This window comes from Acetivibrio saccincola, assembly GCF_002844395.1.
Classification (GTDB): Bacteria; Bacillota; Clostridia; order Acetivibrionales; family Acetivibrionaceae; genus Herbivorax; species Herbivorax saccincola.
The window spans coordinates 3,297,781-3,315,093 of the sequence record NZ_CP025197.1 but is presented as its reverse complement, the minus strand read 5'-3'; the positions used below and the strand labels follow the sequence as shown (position 1 = coordinate 3,315,093).

At 33.5% G+C, this 17,313-nt stretch carries 12 protein-coding genes and 1 pseudogene; 9 read left to right on the top strand and 4 right to left on the bottom strand.

All coding sequences use genetic code 11. The annotated features are described in order from the left end of the window. The first annotated feature begins 25 nt into the window (after nucleotides 1-25). The 3 genes from HVS_RS14785 to HVS_RS14775 all read left to right on the top strand — a co-directional run bounded on the left by HVS_RS14785 (nucleotide 26) and on the right by HVS_RS14775 (nucleotide 5,374). Nucleotides 26-1,999, top strand: a complete 1,974-nt coding sequence (locus HVS_RS14785) for a DUF6531 domain-containing protein (protein WP_101300201.1) — start codon at nucleotides 26-28, stop codon at nucleotides 1,997-1,999. Continuing rightward, the gene (locus HVS_RS14780; RefSeq protein WP_101300203.1) at nucleotides 1,885-4,383 is read left to right on the top strand and encodes an RHS repeat-associated core domain-containing protein; all 2,499 of its coding nucleotides are present in this window, start codon (nucleotides 1,885-1,887) and stop codon (nucleotides 4,381-4,383) included. The genes HVS_RS14785 and HVS_RS14780 overlap by 115 nt, the downstream gene beginning before the upstream one ends. Nucleotides 4,384-4,519: 136 nt before the next feature. Next, the gene (locus HVS_RS14775; protein WP_101300205.1) at nucleotides 4,520-5,374 is read left to right on the top strand and encodes a hypothetical protein; all 855 of its coding nucleotides are present in this window, start codon (nucleotides 4,520-4,522) and stop codon (nucleotides 5,372-5,374) included. Nucleotides 5,375-5,424: 50 nt separating this feature from the next. Here HVS_RS14775 and HVS_RS14770 read toward each other — a convergent pair whose 3' ends face one another. After that, entirely contained in the window at nucleotides 5,425-6,324 is a 900-nt protein-coding gene (locus HVS_RS14770) for an anti-sigma factor domain-containing protein (protein WP_101300207.1), read from the bottom strand. Nucleotides 6,325-6,777: 453 nt separating this feature from the next. Between HVS_RS14770 and HVS_RS14765 the strand changes: the two genes are divergently transcribed. Then, a complete protein-coding gene (locus HVS_RS14765; RefSeq protein WP_101300209.1) occupies nucleotides 6,778-7,833 on the top strand; it encodes a 3-isopropylmalate dehydrogenase in 1,056 nt (351 codons plus the stop codon). Between the two features lie 223 nt (nucleotides 7,834-8,056). On the opposite strand, the gene lexA is transcribed toward HVS_RS14765, so the two are convergent. Continuing rightward, the gene (gene lexA / locus HVS_RS14760) at nucleotides 8,057-8,701 is read right to left on the bottom strand and encodes a transcriptional repressor LexA (protein ID WP_101300211.1); all 645 of its coding nucleotides are present in this window, start codon (nucleotides 8,699-8,701) and stop codon (nucleotides 8,057-8,059) included. 328 nt (nucleotides 8,702-9,029) lie between these two features. Between lexA and HVS_RS14755 the strand changes: the two genes are divergently transcribed. Further along, entirely contained in the window at nucleotides 9,030-9,329 is a 300-nt protein-coding gene (locus tag HVS_RS14755; protein ID WP_242971598.1) for a hypothetical protein, read from the top strand. Nucleotides 9,330-9,659: 330 nt separating this feature from the next. Continuing rightward, a complete protein-coding gene (folE, locus tag HVS_RS14750) occupies nucleotides 9,660-10,223 on the top strand; it encodes a GTP cyclohydrolase I FolE (RefSeq protein ID WP_101300214.1) in 564 nt (187 codons plus the stop codon). Between the two features lie 173 nt (nucleotides 10,224-10,396). Here the strand turns inward: folE and HVS_RS16625 are convergent, their stop codons facing one another. Together HVS_RS16625 and HVS_RS14745 are read right to left on the bottom strand one after the other, a co-directional pair. Beyond that, complete coding sequence (locus tag HVS_RS16625) at nucleotides 10,397-10,588, bottom strand: hypothetical protein (protein ID WP_207654783.1); 192 nt, start codon at nucleotides 10,586-10,588, stop codon at nucleotides 10,397-10,399. Nucleotides 10,589-10,672: 84 nt separating this feature from the next. Continuing rightward, nucleotides 10,673-10,888: a hypothetical protein gene (locus tag HVS_RS14745; RefSeq protein WP_159063406.1), complete on the bottom strand. Its 216-nt coding sequence runs from the start codon at nucleotides 10,886-10,888 to the stop codon at nucleotides 10,673-10,675. 468 nt (nucleotides 10,889-11,356) lie between these two features. Between HVS_RS14745 and HVS_RS14740 the strand changes: the two are divergent. The 3 genes and pseudogenes from HVS_RS14740 to pgeF all read left to right on the top strand — a co-directional run bounded on the left by HVS_RS14740 (nucleotide 11,357) and on the right by pgeF (nucleotide 17,188). Beyond that, nucleotides 11,357-12,811: pseudogene (locus HVS_RS14740) on the top strand (ISLre2 family transposase). Nucleotides 12,812-13,388: 577 nt separating this feature from the next. Continuing rightward, the gene (locus HVS_RS14735; protein WP_101300220.1) at nucleotides 13,389-16,067 is read left to right on the top strand and encodes a stalk domain-containing protein; all 2,679 of its coding nucleotides are present in this window, start codon (nucleotides 13,389-13,391) and stop codon (nucleotides 16,065-16,067) included. A gap of 284 nt (nucleotides 16,068-16,351) precedes the next feature. Further along, nucleotides 16,352-17,188, top strand: a complete 837-nt coding sequence (pgeF, locus tag HVS_RS14730; protein ID WP_101300222.1) for a peptidoglycan editing factor PgeF — start codon at nucleotides 16,352-16,354, stop codon at nucleotides 17,186-17,188. Nucleotides 17,189-17,313 lie beyond the last annotated feature (125 nt).

The following is a 17,313-nucleotide window of genomic DNA, read 5'->3' as shown; positions in this document are numbered from 1 at the left end:
GGTTACAGCCATAGATAATGTAGGTGTGGAACACATTAGTGCTGAATTTAATAATCAACCTGTTGAATTGGATGAAACAGGTATTGGTACTTTTGTCGCTGATACTGCAGGCATGTTTGAGGTTGTGGCAAAAGCATACGATGCTGCAGGAAATGAAGGATATGCAAGTAAAGAATTATTTGTAAAAGAAGAAGGAGATAAAGTGCCTCCTGAAGCTTTTATAGAAAGTCCTTTGGAGTATACAAAGATACATGAGCCTGTAGAAATTATAGGCACCGCTTACGATGAAAACCTTGTAAAATACATTCTTGAATATTCCCAGTCAGGTAAAGACCGGTATATAAAGTTTGCAGAAGGCACAAAAAGTGTTAAGAATGATGTACTTGGTATTTTTGATCCAACAATGATGAGAAACGGGCAATATGACATTAGATTATCTGTATATGATTCAGGCGGCTATGTATCTGTTTATAATGTTTCGTATATAGTTGAGGGAGAAATGAAAGTTGGAAACTTTACAATAAGTTTTGAAGACTTAACAGTTCCAATGGCAGGATTGCCTATATCAATTGCAAGAAATTATGACAGCCGGAATAAATCCAAAGGTGATTTTGGTATTGGCTGGTCATTAGAATATAAGTATGTACGTATTGAGCAAAACATGAAACCCGGGGAGAACTGGAGACATGAAGAAAGTGGGGGAGTATTCAGCAGGGTTTACAATTTGTATGAGATAAAACCCCATAATATAACTGTAACTTATCCTGACGGAAAAGTTGATGAATTTAGAGTAGCTGTTTCACCAAGTATGCAGCCGTTTGCTCCCATACAAGAAGTAAGTGTATCATTTGTTGCAAAAAAAGGCACATTTTCAAAACTTGAGGCTTTAGATGAAGATAAAGTTGCTTATGTAGTGGGTAATGAATTAAGAAATTTTGACATGGAGTGTTATAACCCTCAAAGATATAAACTTACTACACGGGAGGGTACTGTTTTAATATTAAATATGAACAGTGGTCTGGAAAGTGTTACAGATATTAACGGTAACACCATTACATATACAAAAGACGGAATTACACACTCAGGAGGCAAAAGTGTAACTTTTGAAAGGGACAGAGAAGGAAGGATAACCAAAATAACAGAACCTATGGGTAACAGTATAAATTATGAATATGATTATTACGGAGATTTAGTAAAAGTAACGGATCAGGAAGGCCATGTTACAAGATTTACGTATAATTCAAACCATGGTTTGATAGATATTATTGATCCAAGAGGAGTTAAAGCAGTACGGAATGAATATGATGACGATGGAAGAATTATTGCACATATTGACGCTGAGGGCAACAGGATAGAATATTCCAGAGACATAGGTGCAAGGCAGGAAATAGTAACGGATAGAATGGGTAATGTAACTGTATTTTCATATGATGAAAAGGGGAATATATTAAAGAAAGTTGATGCAATGGGAAACACCACATCTTACACATATGATGAGAATGGTAATATGCTGACAGAAACTGAGCCTCTTGGAAATACTATTACATATACATATGATGAAAATAATAATGTGACTTCTTTCACTGATGCAATGGGAAATAAGACTGAATATACTTATAATGCCAAAGGTCAGGTGCTTACAGAAACAGATCCAATGGGAAATACCAAAATAAATGAATACGATTCAAAAGGCAATTTGATAAAAGTAACGAATCCTTTAGGAAATACAACATTTTTTGAATATGATTCAAAAGGGAATTTGACTAAAATGACAGACTCTAAAGGAAATACCACAAGCCATACTTATGATTCCTATGGAAATGTAATCCGAAAAATAAGTGCAGACGGAACTGAAACAGTTTATACTTATGATTCTGCAGGAAAATGTCTGACAGAAACCATAAAGATAGGAGAAGAAGAAATAACACAACATATGAGTATGACAAAAAAGGACGCCTTACAAAAATTATTGATGCATATGGGAATTCTACAACCATAGAATATAATCCTATTGGTAAGAAGTCTGCTGAAACTGATAGTTTGGGAAGGCGTACTGAATATATATATGATATTTATGGAAATTTAGAAAAAACCATTTATCCTGACGGAACGGAAGAAAAATTTACTTACGATAAAGAGGGCAACAGACTAACTTACACTGACAGGGCCGGAAATGTTACCAAATACTTTTACGACAAACTTGGAAGATTGGTTAAAAAGGTTAATCCTGACGGCAGTTTTACAGAGACGGAATACGATGTCAATGGACGTAAAATCAAAGAAATTGATGCGCTTGGAAATGTTACAACCTATGAATATGATAAAGCAGGTAACAATATTTCCGTTACGGATGCATTAGGAAATACTACTTTTTACGAGTACGACGGCAATGGAAATATAACCAAAATAATTGATGCAAGAGGAAATGAAATAAATTATGAGTATGATGAAACGGGAGCAAGGACAAAGAGTATTAATGCAGAAGGAAATACTCCTTTAGGTCAAAGGGCAACAGTAACAGACAATAGGGGAACTACAAAATTTGAATATGATGTTATGGGAAGACTTATAAAAGAAACCGGTCCCGATGGAATAAGCATTGAATATACTTACGATGCAGCAGGAAACAAAACCGGTGTCAAAGTTCCGTCCGGGACAACAACCTATACTTATGATAAGTTAAATAGGCTTTCTACAGTGACGGATCCTGACGGGGGAGTGACAACATACATATATGATGAAGTGGGCAACAGAACTGGTGTTACCTATCCTAACGGAACAAAGATGCTATATACCTATGATGAACTTAACAGATTGGTAGAGCTTGTAAACCAAGATGCCAACGGGGAGATTATTTCATCTTACAAATATACATTAGGACCTGCAGGTAGCAGAATAAAAATTGAAGAACATACCGGAAGAGTTATAGAATATGAGTATGATAATACTTATAAACTGTTAAAAGAAACTATAAATAATCCTGATGGAACTATACGTGAAATAAGCTATACTTATGATGCTGTAGGAAACAGGCTGACTAAGACGGATGACGGAAACACTGTGAATTATACTTATGATGAAAATAACAGGCTTATTTCAGAAGGTGAAAATGTCTATACTTATGACAATAATGGAAACACTCTTTCAAAGAAAAATGAGACAGAGACAATATTATATACCTATGGATATGATAACAGGCTTGTAAGTGTAGTTACAACCAACCAGACCGGTACATCAACTGTTGAATATGTTTATGACGTGGACGGGATAAGAGTTGGAAAAATAGTTGACGATGCAAAATTTAGCAGATATACTGTAGATAAAAATACAGATTATGCGAAAGTTTTAGAAGAAAGAAATGAAAAAGGCAAGCTTATAGTTAGTTATGTTCATGGGGATGATCTTATAAGCCAAAAAAGAGGAGATGTTAAAAGCTACTATCACTTTGATGGTTTAGGAAGTACAAGGGCTCTGACAAATAGCAACGGAGAAGTAACTGATACATACACATATGATGCTTTTGGAAATCTAATTGAAAAAACAGGCGATACAGAGAATGAGTTTTTGTACACAGGAGAACAGTATGATGCTAACATAGGATTCTACTACTTAAGAGCAAGGTACATGAATCCGGCTATAGGAAGATTTACAACAATGGATCCGTTTGAAGGATTTATACAAGATCCATACAGCTTGCACAAGTACCTATATGCCCATGCAAATCCTGTAATGAATATTGACCCTTCGGGTAACTTTACTTTAGTTAGTTCGTTATTGGGTAAATCATTAGCAGTAAGCATTAGTTTAAACACTATATTTACAACAATTAATGTGTTTTACCAAGGAATATTTAACGACATATATTATACTCCAAAACAGTTAATTAAAGATTACAGTATTGATGTAATAACAGGTGCTGTGGGTGGATTGGCAAGTCATTTTATAGGAGTTGGATTTGTTAATGGTAAAGGTTTAAGTTTTGGAGGGCGTATTATACAGGGAATGATTTCAGGAGGTGCCAGTTCGTTTCTTGTTGCACTGACAGATGAAATGTTAAGAGGCAATGCATATGATGCTTTTTTAGAATGGGCAATTACCGGTGAGACTATAGAAGTAGGAAAAATGGGAAATAGAATTGTATACGCAACTTTTTCCGGTGTGTTTTTCGGAGCAATTTTTACTATTGTTGATGAGGCGCATACTACCAGAGTTTTTGATGTAGAAAATGTTTATACAAAAACTATAAAAGAAAGATCATCAAAGACGCCTTACGATTCTGCAGCAGGAGTTACAGCAGTTGTAACATCCAGATCTTTTGCTGAAGTTCTAATAGAAAGATTTAAAGAATCAGTAGAAGAATGGTTTGGGTGGAGTTTTGATTAGACAGGATGTATAATTAAATTAAAGATATAGATAAACTACAAATATCAGGTAAATTGCAATTTACCTGATATTTGTAGTTGAAAAAATTCTGCTTAATAACAAAAATAAAAGGTTATATGGCTTTTGGAGGAATAAAATGCTTAGAGATATTATTAAAAAGATTGCTTATTGTTTTAAAACTAAGTTTATCTGTGTTGATTTTTTTCAAGGCCGGCTAAAAGCTGTTGAGCTGGGCAGAGGCGTGTATATTGACCGGTCTATTGAAGAAATAAGGAATGAAATTCCGGATAAGAAAAAATACAAGGAAGTTAAGGAAGGACTATTAATGGAAAAGTACTACAATAATATACATGTTATAAATTACTTTCTAGATATGTTAATTAAACATGTAAAATTTTATATAAAAGGATTTAAAGTTAATATTTTTTTACCCTATGAAAAAAAAGACTTTATTGATGAGTGGTATGCGAAGGTTTTCTTCTATAGCAGGATGCCTTTTTTATTCATAGAAGCTATTCCGCTGGATAATTTTACGTGTATATATAATGGTTTTGATATACCTATAGAAAATGAGCAAGGAGAATATATAAAGAATATAGTGTTTTTCATATATGACCATACTGTATATGTAGGTTTTGCTTTTGTTGGTTATGTTTTTGTTATCAGACCAATTGAAAAAAAGGCAGAAGATTTATCATCTGATGATATTTTGCTTATAATCAAAGAATTACTGGAAAACACAAGTGAAGATGTACATAAAAGATTTGACCAATTAACAAACAAGAAAAAAGAATATAAAAAAATTATTTCCGGTTGGAAAAAACCCTTTCAAAATACAATATATTTATTCTCAAAAGAAGATTTGAAAAAACAATACCACGTTGACGGGTACAAAATTAAATTCTTTAAATATGACGAAAACGACATTACAACAGGAATGGAAAAAATAATGGCAATAGAAAGAAAAATACGAAGAATTATTTTCAAATAAGTTAATTATTAGTTATGTCAACATAAATTGCAAAAATATGATTATTTATTTTAGACCAGAAAAAGCTGAGCCAAAAAACTGAACAAAAAAGCAGCGCTCATTGATAATATAGCAATAATAATCAACACTTTTATTACTATATCATGAGATACACCTTTTATTATAGAGAGATAAAAAGATTTAAATTCCAAGGTTTGACCAATTGCCATGGAAGGCTTTTTTGGTATTGATAAAAAGAGAAACTCTTTAGTAACTACAATACCATAATTTTCTTTCATTGCTATAAGTACCCCGGTTTTTTCAAATTTTTCATCTAAGAAATTATTAATATATCCTTTTAAAGTATCTAATTTTGAGGAAAAAATTAAAACGGCAGAAACAATAAACCCTTTATGATACCTAATGTCCCTTTTTTTGACTTGTGTAATTTTTTGCAGTTTTGACACGGGATAAATTTTCTTAGTTAAAATATCCTCCAATAAATCATTATTTTTCAAAATTTCTTCCGCCACTTTAAAACATTTATGTTTTATTATGTCATTTCTTGGTGAATACTTGAGAAGATTTTCATCAGATATTTTAAAAGGTTTAAGCATTTTTTTAAATATACTTATTTCATATAACATGGTATACTCTTTATGGTACTTGTTTTGTTCCGGTAGATGCAGTTGTTCAATTAAATGTAAATGCTTTTTTTCAAAATTGGAAATAGAAAATGTTTTTTTTCCATTGCTGAATTTTACATAGTCTAAAAGACGCTTTCTTATCAATAAAGAAGAAAAATCCAAAAAGCTTAAATGCTGGTTTTTACTATAGTAATCAATGGCCTCTTTAAATGCTAAAACAGCAACACTAAATTCAAAAGTATTTTCTATTTCAAAAGGCTTTTTTGTAAATTTTATTACTTCTTTTTTAATAAAAGGGGTAAATTCAGATATAAAGTTATCCATCAAAAGGCTGTCATTACTAGATTTAATTTCATTTATAGTTGAGATTATTGAACTTTCATTAAAAGTATCTTTATTTTTTTAAAAGACAAGGTGCCTTACCTCCATATCGCTGCATCTTTTCCTAAATTCCATTAATATCATTTTAACATGAAAGGGCTGTGGAGAAAATGGATTTGGCGAAAAATTATAAAATAAATCAAAAAACATTAAAAAGCCGGCATGATTAAGGTAAATATCAGGTAGAATAAACTAGTTTTAAGAATTATAATTAATATCTATAAATCAATATTTATAATGACAAAATATAATTAGTGTTATAATATTTAGAGAGAGTATATTTACAAGCAGACATTTTAACATACAAAAATTACAACATGTAAATTACTTATGACACACCGGTACAGAAACATATGGACATTTATCATATGAAATTACAAAAGGAGGATTTTGAATATGAAAAAGTACAATATCGGAGTTATACCTGGTGACGGTACAGGACCTGAAGTTGTCCGGGAAAGTGTTAAAGTTTTAGAAGCAGTCAGCAAAAAGCATAATTTCCAAGTGGATTTAGAGTATTACGACTTAGGTGGGGACAGATATTTAAAAACTGGGGAAGTATTAACTGACAGTGATATTGAAAAAATAAAATCAAGGGATGCTGTTTTGCTTGGTGCAATAGGACATCCTGATGTAGCCCCTGGTATTTTGGAAAAAGGTATACTGTTAAGGCTGCGTTTTGAGCTTGACCAGTACATCAATTTAAGACCTGTTATCCTTTATGAAGGAGTGGACACTCCTTTAAAAGACAAAGGACCTGAGGATATTGACTTTGTTGTTGTAAGGGAAAATACAGAAGGTCTGTATGCAGGAGGAGGAGGCTTTTTAAAGAAGGGTACTCCTGATGAAATTGCAATCCAGGAATCAATAAACACCCGTAAAGGTGTTGAAAGATGTATAAGGTTTGCATTTGAGTATGCAAGAAAGAGAAATAAAGGTAAAAAAGTAACGCTATGCGGAAAAACCAATGTTTTAACATTTGCATTTGATTTATGGGAAAGAGTATTTTATGAAGTGGCAAAAGAATATCCTGATATAGAGACAGATTACTGCCATGTTGATGCTACATGTATGTGGATGGTTAAAAATCCTGAATTCTTTGACGTTATTGTGACAGACAATATGTTTGGGGATATTATAACTGACCTTGGAGCAGTTATCCAGGGAGGAATGGGAATAGCTGCCGGCGGTAACATAAATCCTGAGGGAGTATCAATGTATGAGCCTATAGGAGGTTCAGCGCCAAAATATACAGGTAAAAATGTTATAAACCCACTTGCAGCAATAGCAGCAGGACAAATGATGCTGGAACAGCTAGGAGAAGTTAAGGCAGCAGAAGATATAGAAAATGCCATTAAGAAGGCTGTTAAAAATGATATTAAAGACTTAGGCGCAGGCAAAATGGGTTATGGAACTGATGAAGTGGGCGACCTTATTGTAAGTTACCTGTAAAAAATGCATGTCTAAAAAGGCATACATATAAAAAGTTTGTAAAAACCAAATATGCCCACAAAAATAAATACAAAGAAACAATGAAAGTCAAATAATATAAACAGCAAAAATAAGCAATAAATAATAAAAAAACAACAAGGGTTAAGCTTTTAAATAATTAGCTTAACCCTGTTATTTTTAATACTAATACAGATGAATTAATAAAAATAATCAGGTACTTCAATTAGTATTTGGTGAATTTAGCAACCATTTTACCTATTATTTTTATTTCATCTCTACTAAATACTTCCTTTCCAATTAAATCGCTGTCAGCTTTTAAAACAACTTTGTCTGAGTCTTCGTGAGGGCTATAATACCTTAGGATAGTAAGGTTTTCATACATAAGTAGTACTATATCCCCGTCTTTAAGGTCTGGTTTCATGTCAATTACTAAAGTGTCTTCATAGGAGATGCCACTGTCCAAAAGACTGTTGTCAGGACATTGGATTATAAAATGATTTTCGGCATTTTCAAACAAATGAGCCGGTACAGGATAGTACTTGACGATGTTGTACATATTGAGCAGGTCGTCTACATTACGTTGGCTTATTTTTTTGATTAGCGGCAGATATACGTGGTCGGCATAGTTTGAGTTTTCTTGTACAAGCTGGATAGATCTTGCTACTCTTGGCTGCCTCCTTATAACACCTTTTTCTTCAAGCCTGTTTAGTATACCTTGTACAGCTCCAGGTGTTTTCTCACCAATTAATTCGCCTATTTCCCTTACGGTAGGAGGCATTCCATTTTCCTTGATGAATGATTCGATTGCAGTATAGACCTTTTTTTGTTTTGAAGTTAAGAAATTAAAATCCACAGACACTTTAACCATCCTTTATTTATTAATTTAGTTTTATAAAATACCTTTGTAAGTTTAAATAAAAGTTCAAATGAGTTTACATAATAAGCAACATGTTAGGTATAAGTTTAGCAAAAAGTAAGCATGTTTTCAAATTTAATTATTGGCAATTATGTAAACAAAATGAAGCAGTATAAAATGCTTGGAATATGCAAGAACAGATGTTATTTGTATTGCTGAATCTATTGCAAAAAATAAATTGGAGATAAATGCAAATAAAAATAAGTTACTAATAATATTATAACCCATTTATTATATTTTGTACAGTGTTTAGTGAAAAGATTTTACAAAAAAAATGAATATGGATATCAAAAGCAGGAAATACTTAAACAGGGTGATAGATATGGAGAACATTAATAGCCAGAAAACAGCTACATTTAGTACCATTGTCCTGGTTGTAGGCGGGTTGGTTTTTGCCCTGGTTTCCCTACTGGGATATTCTTTTATTTTTGGATTTGTAGGTGTTATTATGGGCATATTAGCAACAAAAAATGGCAGTAAAGCAGGACTTACCGTTATAATTGTAAATATGATTTTTATGGCTATAGGTTTAATATTTAGTGAGATAATTGCAGATTATATAATGAATCTGATTAGTTAACATAAAATTCAACAATACCATCCGATATCACTTGGTTTTTTAGTTACCTTATTATGTATATTTGGATATTATATACACCGTGGTTACGTATAGCCTTCATTTCAGAATTTATTGTCATTTTCCCATGCATACAGTATAATGATTTGTATGTGAAGTTTAATTTATTTTAACATGCCAATTGTGTATAAAAAGCAATTTTAAAAGCAATTTTATTTATATAAAAATAATATTAAAAAAATAATTTAAACAATTTTAATTTGTATAAAATTAATTTGTATAAAATTAATTTGTATAAAAAGTAATTTTATTTTCAGAAAAGAGGTAGTGAAGATGATTGATAAAGAACGTGTAAAGGCAGCTGTCAGAGAGATACTTATAGCTATTGGAGAAGATCCTGATAGAGAAGGACTGGTGGAAACACCTGACAGGGTGGCAAGAATGTATGAAGAGATTTTTGCAGGGCTTTATACCGACCCTAAGGATTGCATTAAAGTGTTTCAGGAAAACACTCATGAAGAAATGATTCTTGTAAAAGACATTCCTATGTATTCGGTATGTGAACACCACCTGCTTCCCTTTGTAGGTGTTGCCCACGTGGTTTATATACCCAGAAAGGGCAAGATATTAGGCCTTAGCAAACTTGCCAGGATTGTAGATATTATTGCCAAAAAACCACAGCTTCAGGAGCGTTTGACCAGCGAAGTTGCAGATATAATTATGAACAGCATAAACCCATTGGGGGTTGCTGTAGTTGTTGAAGCGGAACATTTGTGTATGACAATGAGGGGTGTAAAGAAACCGGGGTCTAAAACCGTGACTTCAGCCTTAAGGGGCATAATAAAAACCGATGCCAGAACCAGGTCAGAGGTAATGTCACTTATAAACGGCCTGTAATTTCTCCTTTAATTTATTTTTTCTGACATAAGTTTTTGATATAAATTTTTATAGTAAAAATATTAAAGTGATAAATTAATCTTTTAAAAAGGGTTAAACGCCTTTAAGAGGGCTTTTTACAAATAAGCAAGGAGATTTTACATCAATCCAAAGCAGACAACAAGGGAGTGTCGTTAGAACAATTTCCATATGTTGCATTTTAAATCATATTTTAGCTTTTTGTCACACTTGCGTTTTCTCGAAGCAGTAACGGCATTTTCCAAATCATCCAATGTGCTGATGTTATTTAGTATATATAAACCGATTTCATGGGTTTTTGTTTCCTGTAAATCTATTAAGAGTCCCTCCGTACAAATTTCAAACAATTCGTTAATGATAGTTCCGTCCATGTTTTCTTTTGTCCATGTTTTCTTTTCCTGATTTTTTTAATGCTTGTGACACTTTATAATTCAAAACATTCTTATATTGGGATATATCGCGTAAATATGTGTTGTCCATGTACCGTCGTCATGACATAAATAAGCGTATTCATTCATCAAGCTGTCTATTTTAAAGGAGTCTAAAGGCTCTTTCATATGACTCATGTATAGCAGTCTGGCAAGTTTCTCTTTTGTTACCGAATCCAGTTGTACGATGCTGTTGCCGTTATCGGTCACAGTAATCATCCTTTCCGTTTATTCATCTAACAAATCTTCTGACTTGCTATTTACGATATATACATTCAAATACTCTTTTTTTTATCAAAAAATTGAAAGCATTACTTGCTAAAATTCTATCTACATTTATAATAACTGCTTTACATATAACAACTGATTACCAATGGTCAAATAAGCATAGGTGTTAAAAAAATTGCCAATGCTCAGTGAAAATTTGTTTAATTGTATATTTAGGTTTAGATTTAATGCTTGTTATTATTTCCTGTTTTATCTTATTTTAGATTATATAATAAATTCTAATAAATTTCGACTGAAGGGAGATGCGGCTTTAGGCGCTTTGTTTTTTAAGTACTTTTCAGGAAGGGACAGTTAGCGTAAAGTTATTGTAGGGAATGAGACATAAAATACCATATATAATTGAAAAGAAGATGACATCCTGTTAAGATATTAATTAAGCAAAAATAATAAATAGAAAGGATGACATCTTCTATGTATAATAGTATACAACATTTTAATGAATTTGGGGTAAAAAGAATTGAAAAAAAGATAAAAAATTTTATTGAAGAAGGAAAAGACTTAGCTGATCTTGTTCTTGGTCTAAAAGAAGATTTATTTAAACTTGGACGCGATATACTTAAAGAAGTGCTTGAAGATATGGATGAATATTTCCGTAACTGTGAAATAAGGAAACAGTATTGGGAAATTATAAGAAAAGATAAAACAGCTATTTTAACGACATTTGGAACACTAAGTTATAACAGGACATATTTTAAGCATAAGGAAAATGGTAATAGACAACACCTAGTCGACAGGATTGTAGGTGTAGAACCACATGACAGAGTAAGTGCCGATGTTGTAATTAATGCAATAGATGAAGCAGCTGACAGCAGCTACAGAAAGGCAGGAGAAAAGGCGACATATATTGATGAAATCAGCAAACAAGCAGTGATGAATAAAATACATAATATTGAAATAGTTGAGCCTGAAATAAAAGTAGATAAAAAGAGAGAAGTAAAAATATTGTATGTTGAGGCCGATGAGGACCATGTAGCATTACAACAAAAAAGTATATTGAGACAGAATGAGAAGGGCAAGAGAAATACAATTATGCCAAAACTTGTATATGTGCATGAGGGAATTGACTTTGAAAAAAGTAATAAGAAGAGAAAAGTATTAAAGAATGTTCGATATTTTGGGGGAGTGTATAAGAATTCAGAAGATTTGTGGCTTGAAGTATCGGAATACATATATAAACAATATGACGTTGATTTTTTAGAGACGGTGTATATATCAGGAGATGGGGCGTCATGGATAAGGCAAGGAGTTAACTGTCTTTCAAAAAGTAAATTTGTACTTGATAGATACCATCTTCAAAAATACGTAAGAGTTGCGACCACACATTTAAATGATGAAGCAATAAGCCAAGATTTACAGGAGGCTTTGAATTTATCTGATAAAAAAAAATGCTAACAAAGGTTTTTAAAAAGATAATTGAAAAGACAGGCGATAATGAAAATAAAATAAAGGCTATAAAAAAATGCAAAGCGATATATTTTAAATAATTGGGATGGTATAGAAATAAGGTCAAACAGAGGAATAGTGGGTTGTAGTGCTGAAGGTCATGTGAGTCATGTATTTTCATCCCGTTTAAGTTCAAGACCTAAAGGCTGGTCGAGAAAAGGTGTAGAAAAGATGTCAAAGCTAATAATATACAAGAAGAATGGCGGTAAGGTATATGACATAGTTATGGCACAAAAACAAAAAAAGTTAGCATCTAGTAGGCAAGAAATTCAGGAAAAATTAATTAAGGAATTAAAGAAGTCATCAAACAGGTATGAGAGTGTATGGAATAGTAATTTAACTGTTATTCATAAGGGGTGTAAAACTGGTTTATATAAAGAATTAAGGCGTATTATAGGTATATGCGGATAGGGATGAGGTAATAATAAAGCAAAAATTACGGGAAAGTTTACAAGTAAGCCTATCCAATAGGAATTATACATATCTGGAAAAAAGACAAAGAAAAAGAAAAAACATAAAAAAAGAAAAAGAAAAGAAAAAAGCAAAACTTTAGTACCATGACCCGGAGCCCTACTTGTCAAGGCCGGGCTTTGCCTGTTTTAGCCTTGACAAAATGGAAAATGGTACAATAGAAATACTTTTTTCTTTTAAAAGTAGCGTTAAAATGTGAAGGAACATAGATAACAAAACGTACTAATTTGTCACAAGTATTGAGTAAAATGAATTCTTTATAGAAAGAAAGAGTTATATGGTATAATAGACAATAAGTTAGAGGAATTATAAAAGAAAATAAGGCTCAAAATGATGTAAAACACTTTCGTTACTAAGAGACCGTTATTTGAAATAGTTGCACAAATAAAAAATGGGATGCCATCTACTTTTCTTTTTCCTACAATAAATTGACGCTATCGATGTTAAATAGATAATTGACATTGCTTGGAATTAGTGATATTTTGTTTATATTATAAAAACTTAAGGAGTGAGCGCAGTGAAAAGAAAAAATTTATTAGCTGTTGTATTGGTTATAGCTCTGGTTTTAAGTTTTATTAACCCGGTGGTCTATGCCAGACAGGAAGAAATAACCGTACACTTTAACGGAGCAATAACAATGATTTTGGATGGGGAAGAGTTTATTCCTTTAGAAACAGACGGTTCGTATCTTATACCTGTAATTTACAATGGCCGTACATATCTTCCGGTAAGGGCATTGTGCGATGCTCTGAAATTATTCGTTGACTGGGATGCTTCCACCAAAACGGTTTCCATCGGAGGAGGTGAGTGGGTACCACCTCAAAAGGTAACTCCGAAAGGTTCAAAAGACAGAAGTCTTCGAACCGGTAAGGCATATAAAGATACTGATTTAAAAATGGTTTTGTATGGGAACCCATTCAATCCGAGAGAAGCAGACGGTACATTGGTTTATCCCATTTTGGTTAACAACAGAACATATTTACCTCTTAGGGCATTGTGTGATGCGGTGGGAGTGGATGTGCAATGGGACGGAAATACAAGCACAATAACCATGACCAGCACCGGCAAAGGTCCGAAAAAGGACGGGGAATATATACATGATGGTAGTACCTATGAAGAAAATATTTCTTATTTTCAGGATCTTGAGCCCATTTATAATGTATCCGAGGATCAGGTATTTAAATTTAAGTTAAAGCTTTCAGATGCTCCTTTTGCGTCTTTTGGCATTAAAAATATGTTTAAGGTGTTTTCCGATAGGGATTGTACTACGGAGTTGATAGCAAGAGTTGATTACGATGAAGAATCAAACATTATTACAATAAAGCCTGATGACTCTTCATGGGGAATGTACCCAAGAAAAGGTGTTGATGTCAAAGGCCTGTCATGGGGTGGATTGCAAAAATATTACATAGTTATTTATCATGACTTAAATGCTACGGAAGTAACTAAGTTGAGCAAACCAATGAGACTAATGTTTACAGTGGGTTCCGACATTCCGATACCTACTGTGAAGGTTAAAAAGGACAATAACGGGAATATAATTCTTACTTGGAATAAAATAGAGGGTGCGCAAAAATATAAGATTTACAGAGGCAGCAGATATGAGATGGAGCTTTTAAAAGAAACAACAGAGAACAGTATGTCAATGACTGCGGAAGAATATGCTGATGTTGTTATGAACTCTTATTTGTCGGATGTATATAGCTATGCAGTTACGTCAGTAGTTGGCGGGAAGGAATCCAGACTTAGCAATATAATAGAAGGAGAGGACTATATTTCAATAGCACCGAGTAAATTGACAGCCTCCAGTTATTACTATGTCGGAGAGGATTTTGATTATGAGAATATCTTTTCACTTCCCAAATCCGTGAGTGTCGATTATCTTGAGTATATTTCCAGCGATGTTCCCGGAAGATTTGGAAGTTATAAAACTTCAAACCATAAAGTAGTATGGGATTTTTCAAAGGATAGCGACGAATATTTCCCAACCTATGAAGGTAAGGTTTTAGGAACTAACTTCAAACTGAAGGCTACTTTTTATGATGGTCCTCCGACCTCTGACGAAATAGCAATGTTTTTGGATGATTCAAAATCCTCTGAAAATACAATTATAGGCGGAGCGGAGGATTTGAAGGATATTATAGATATTAAATCCGTTCCCGACGCCGATGAGATTAGCTCTGGCATTCAAAGCAATGATAATGTCGTTGAAGTAGCCGAAACAACTACAGAAAACCGGAAGCCCTTTGAGCAGGTTTTGGTTGAAGGTTTGATGGAGAGAAAAAAATCAATATATGTGGGAAATTACCCGGAGGCTGAGGATTCCACATATCTTGAGGATGTTATTTTAAAGGTTATAGTACAAAACCCGTTAATTCTCGATGAGAGCCGTTTTGGATATGATTATAGGACAAAATCCGTATTGGTTGAGTATAAATCCACTGCGGAAGTGGTTGAGAAAAAACAGAAAGAAATAAAGGAAAAGGTTAAAAGTGTTGTGGAACAGGTTATTAAGCCCGGCATGTCGTTATATGAAAAGGAGTTGGCTTTGCACGATTGGTTGGTTGATAACGGAGAATACCATCATGAAATATTGGACGCATACTTTGAAGGAAAATCCCTTAATGAAATAGCTGAGATTTATCCCGATTCCTTTAATGCATACGGAATACTGATTAACGGTCTGGGAGTATGTCAGAGCTATGCGGAAGCCTTCAAGCTGCTGTGTGATGAAGCCGGTGTTCCTTGTGTTGTTGCTACCGGAGATCTTCAGACCGTTCCTCATGCATGGAATATGGTAAAGATAGGTGAGAAATGGGCCCATGTTGACGTGACCAATAATGACATAGGAATAGATTATCCGGTGTTTAATGCTACAGATAATTCAATAGCACTGGAATACGCATTGAACAGCGAGTTTGAAATTGACAGCCATCTGGTAAATTATGTTGCAGATTCATATGAGTATGATTATTATTATGTCAATGATTTATATGCCAGCAGTCCTGAAGAATTAAAGGAAAAGCTTATTGACTCCTTCAGTGACCCTGATGAACAATACAGCATTAAAATATTAAACTGGGCTCCGACTCAGGATGAAATAATGGATTGTTTCAGCGAGGTATATATGGAGTATAATAAACCTGCCAGCTTATCGATGTTTGCATCGGTATTGTATGGAAAGAAAGAGGAATAATGATGAGTAAGCAGTACTTTTAAATTGCTTGGCTAGAATAGGCTTTAAAAACCTTGGAACATATTGTTTCTCGGTTTTTAAGGCCTTTTTTTCATTTGTGGCTTCTATACGAAAAGAATGTATAATAAATATATAAATACATTTGATTTAATTGCTGTTATATGACTGTTGTGAAGAGTAATAATGTATGATATTATTCATATATAATAAACAAAATAATATCCGGAAATAGTTTTAACACTGCGCTTTACAAAGCATGATTTTGCGAACGGAGGATTACGGCATTGGATAACAGATTTGATAAAAGCAAAGATGTAACCCATGTATCAATTAACGGCATAGAATTGATCCAGTTTAATAACTTGTTAAAATATAAGGATGTTATTACCCACTGTTTTACCACCAGGCACGGAGGGGTAAGCCAAAAACCCTATGAGTCGTTGAACATGGCCTTTAATAAAAAGGATGAAAGAGAAAATGTGGAAGAAAACTACAGAAGGGTGGCTAAGGCGCTGGAAATTGAAATTGAGAACATGGTTCTTTCAAATCAGGTGCATGATAGCAAAATTCGGGTGGTAACCGAGGAGGACAGAGGCAAGGGCATTATAAGGCAGAGCGATATAATTGGATTTGACGGACTTGCTACAAACAGAAGAAAAGTGGCACTGGTTACCTTTTATGCCGACTGTGTACCTGTTTTTCTGTTTGATCCGGTAAAAACCGTAATTTCAATTGCTCATTCCGGCTGGCGCGGTACGGTGAAGGAAATAGCAAAAGAGGCTGTAAGGAAAATGAAAGATGCTTTTTTTTGCGAACCGAAGGATATCTTGGCAGCGATAGGTCCCTCAATCGGCAGGTGCTGTTTTGAGGTGGGGGATGAGGTATATAGGGAATTTGAAGCAAACATTGAGTGGAGCACGAAATACTGTGAAAAAAAAGACGGGAAATGGTATTTTGATCTTCCTGCGGTAATTAAAAACAGTCTTTTAAATGAAGGGCTTGCGGATGATAATATTGTTTTAAGCGGTATATGTACCAAATGCAACAAAGACATGTTTTTTTCACACCGGGGCGACAATGGCAAAACCGGGACTCTTGCGGGTATTATGATGATTAATTGATTATATGATTGAAAAAAGACAAGTTTATCGATTATTGAAAAAAGAAAAGTTTGACAATGATTGAAAATGAGGGATCATTACTGGCAGTTGATATTATACAAAGGAAAAAGTTTTATCAGTACCGG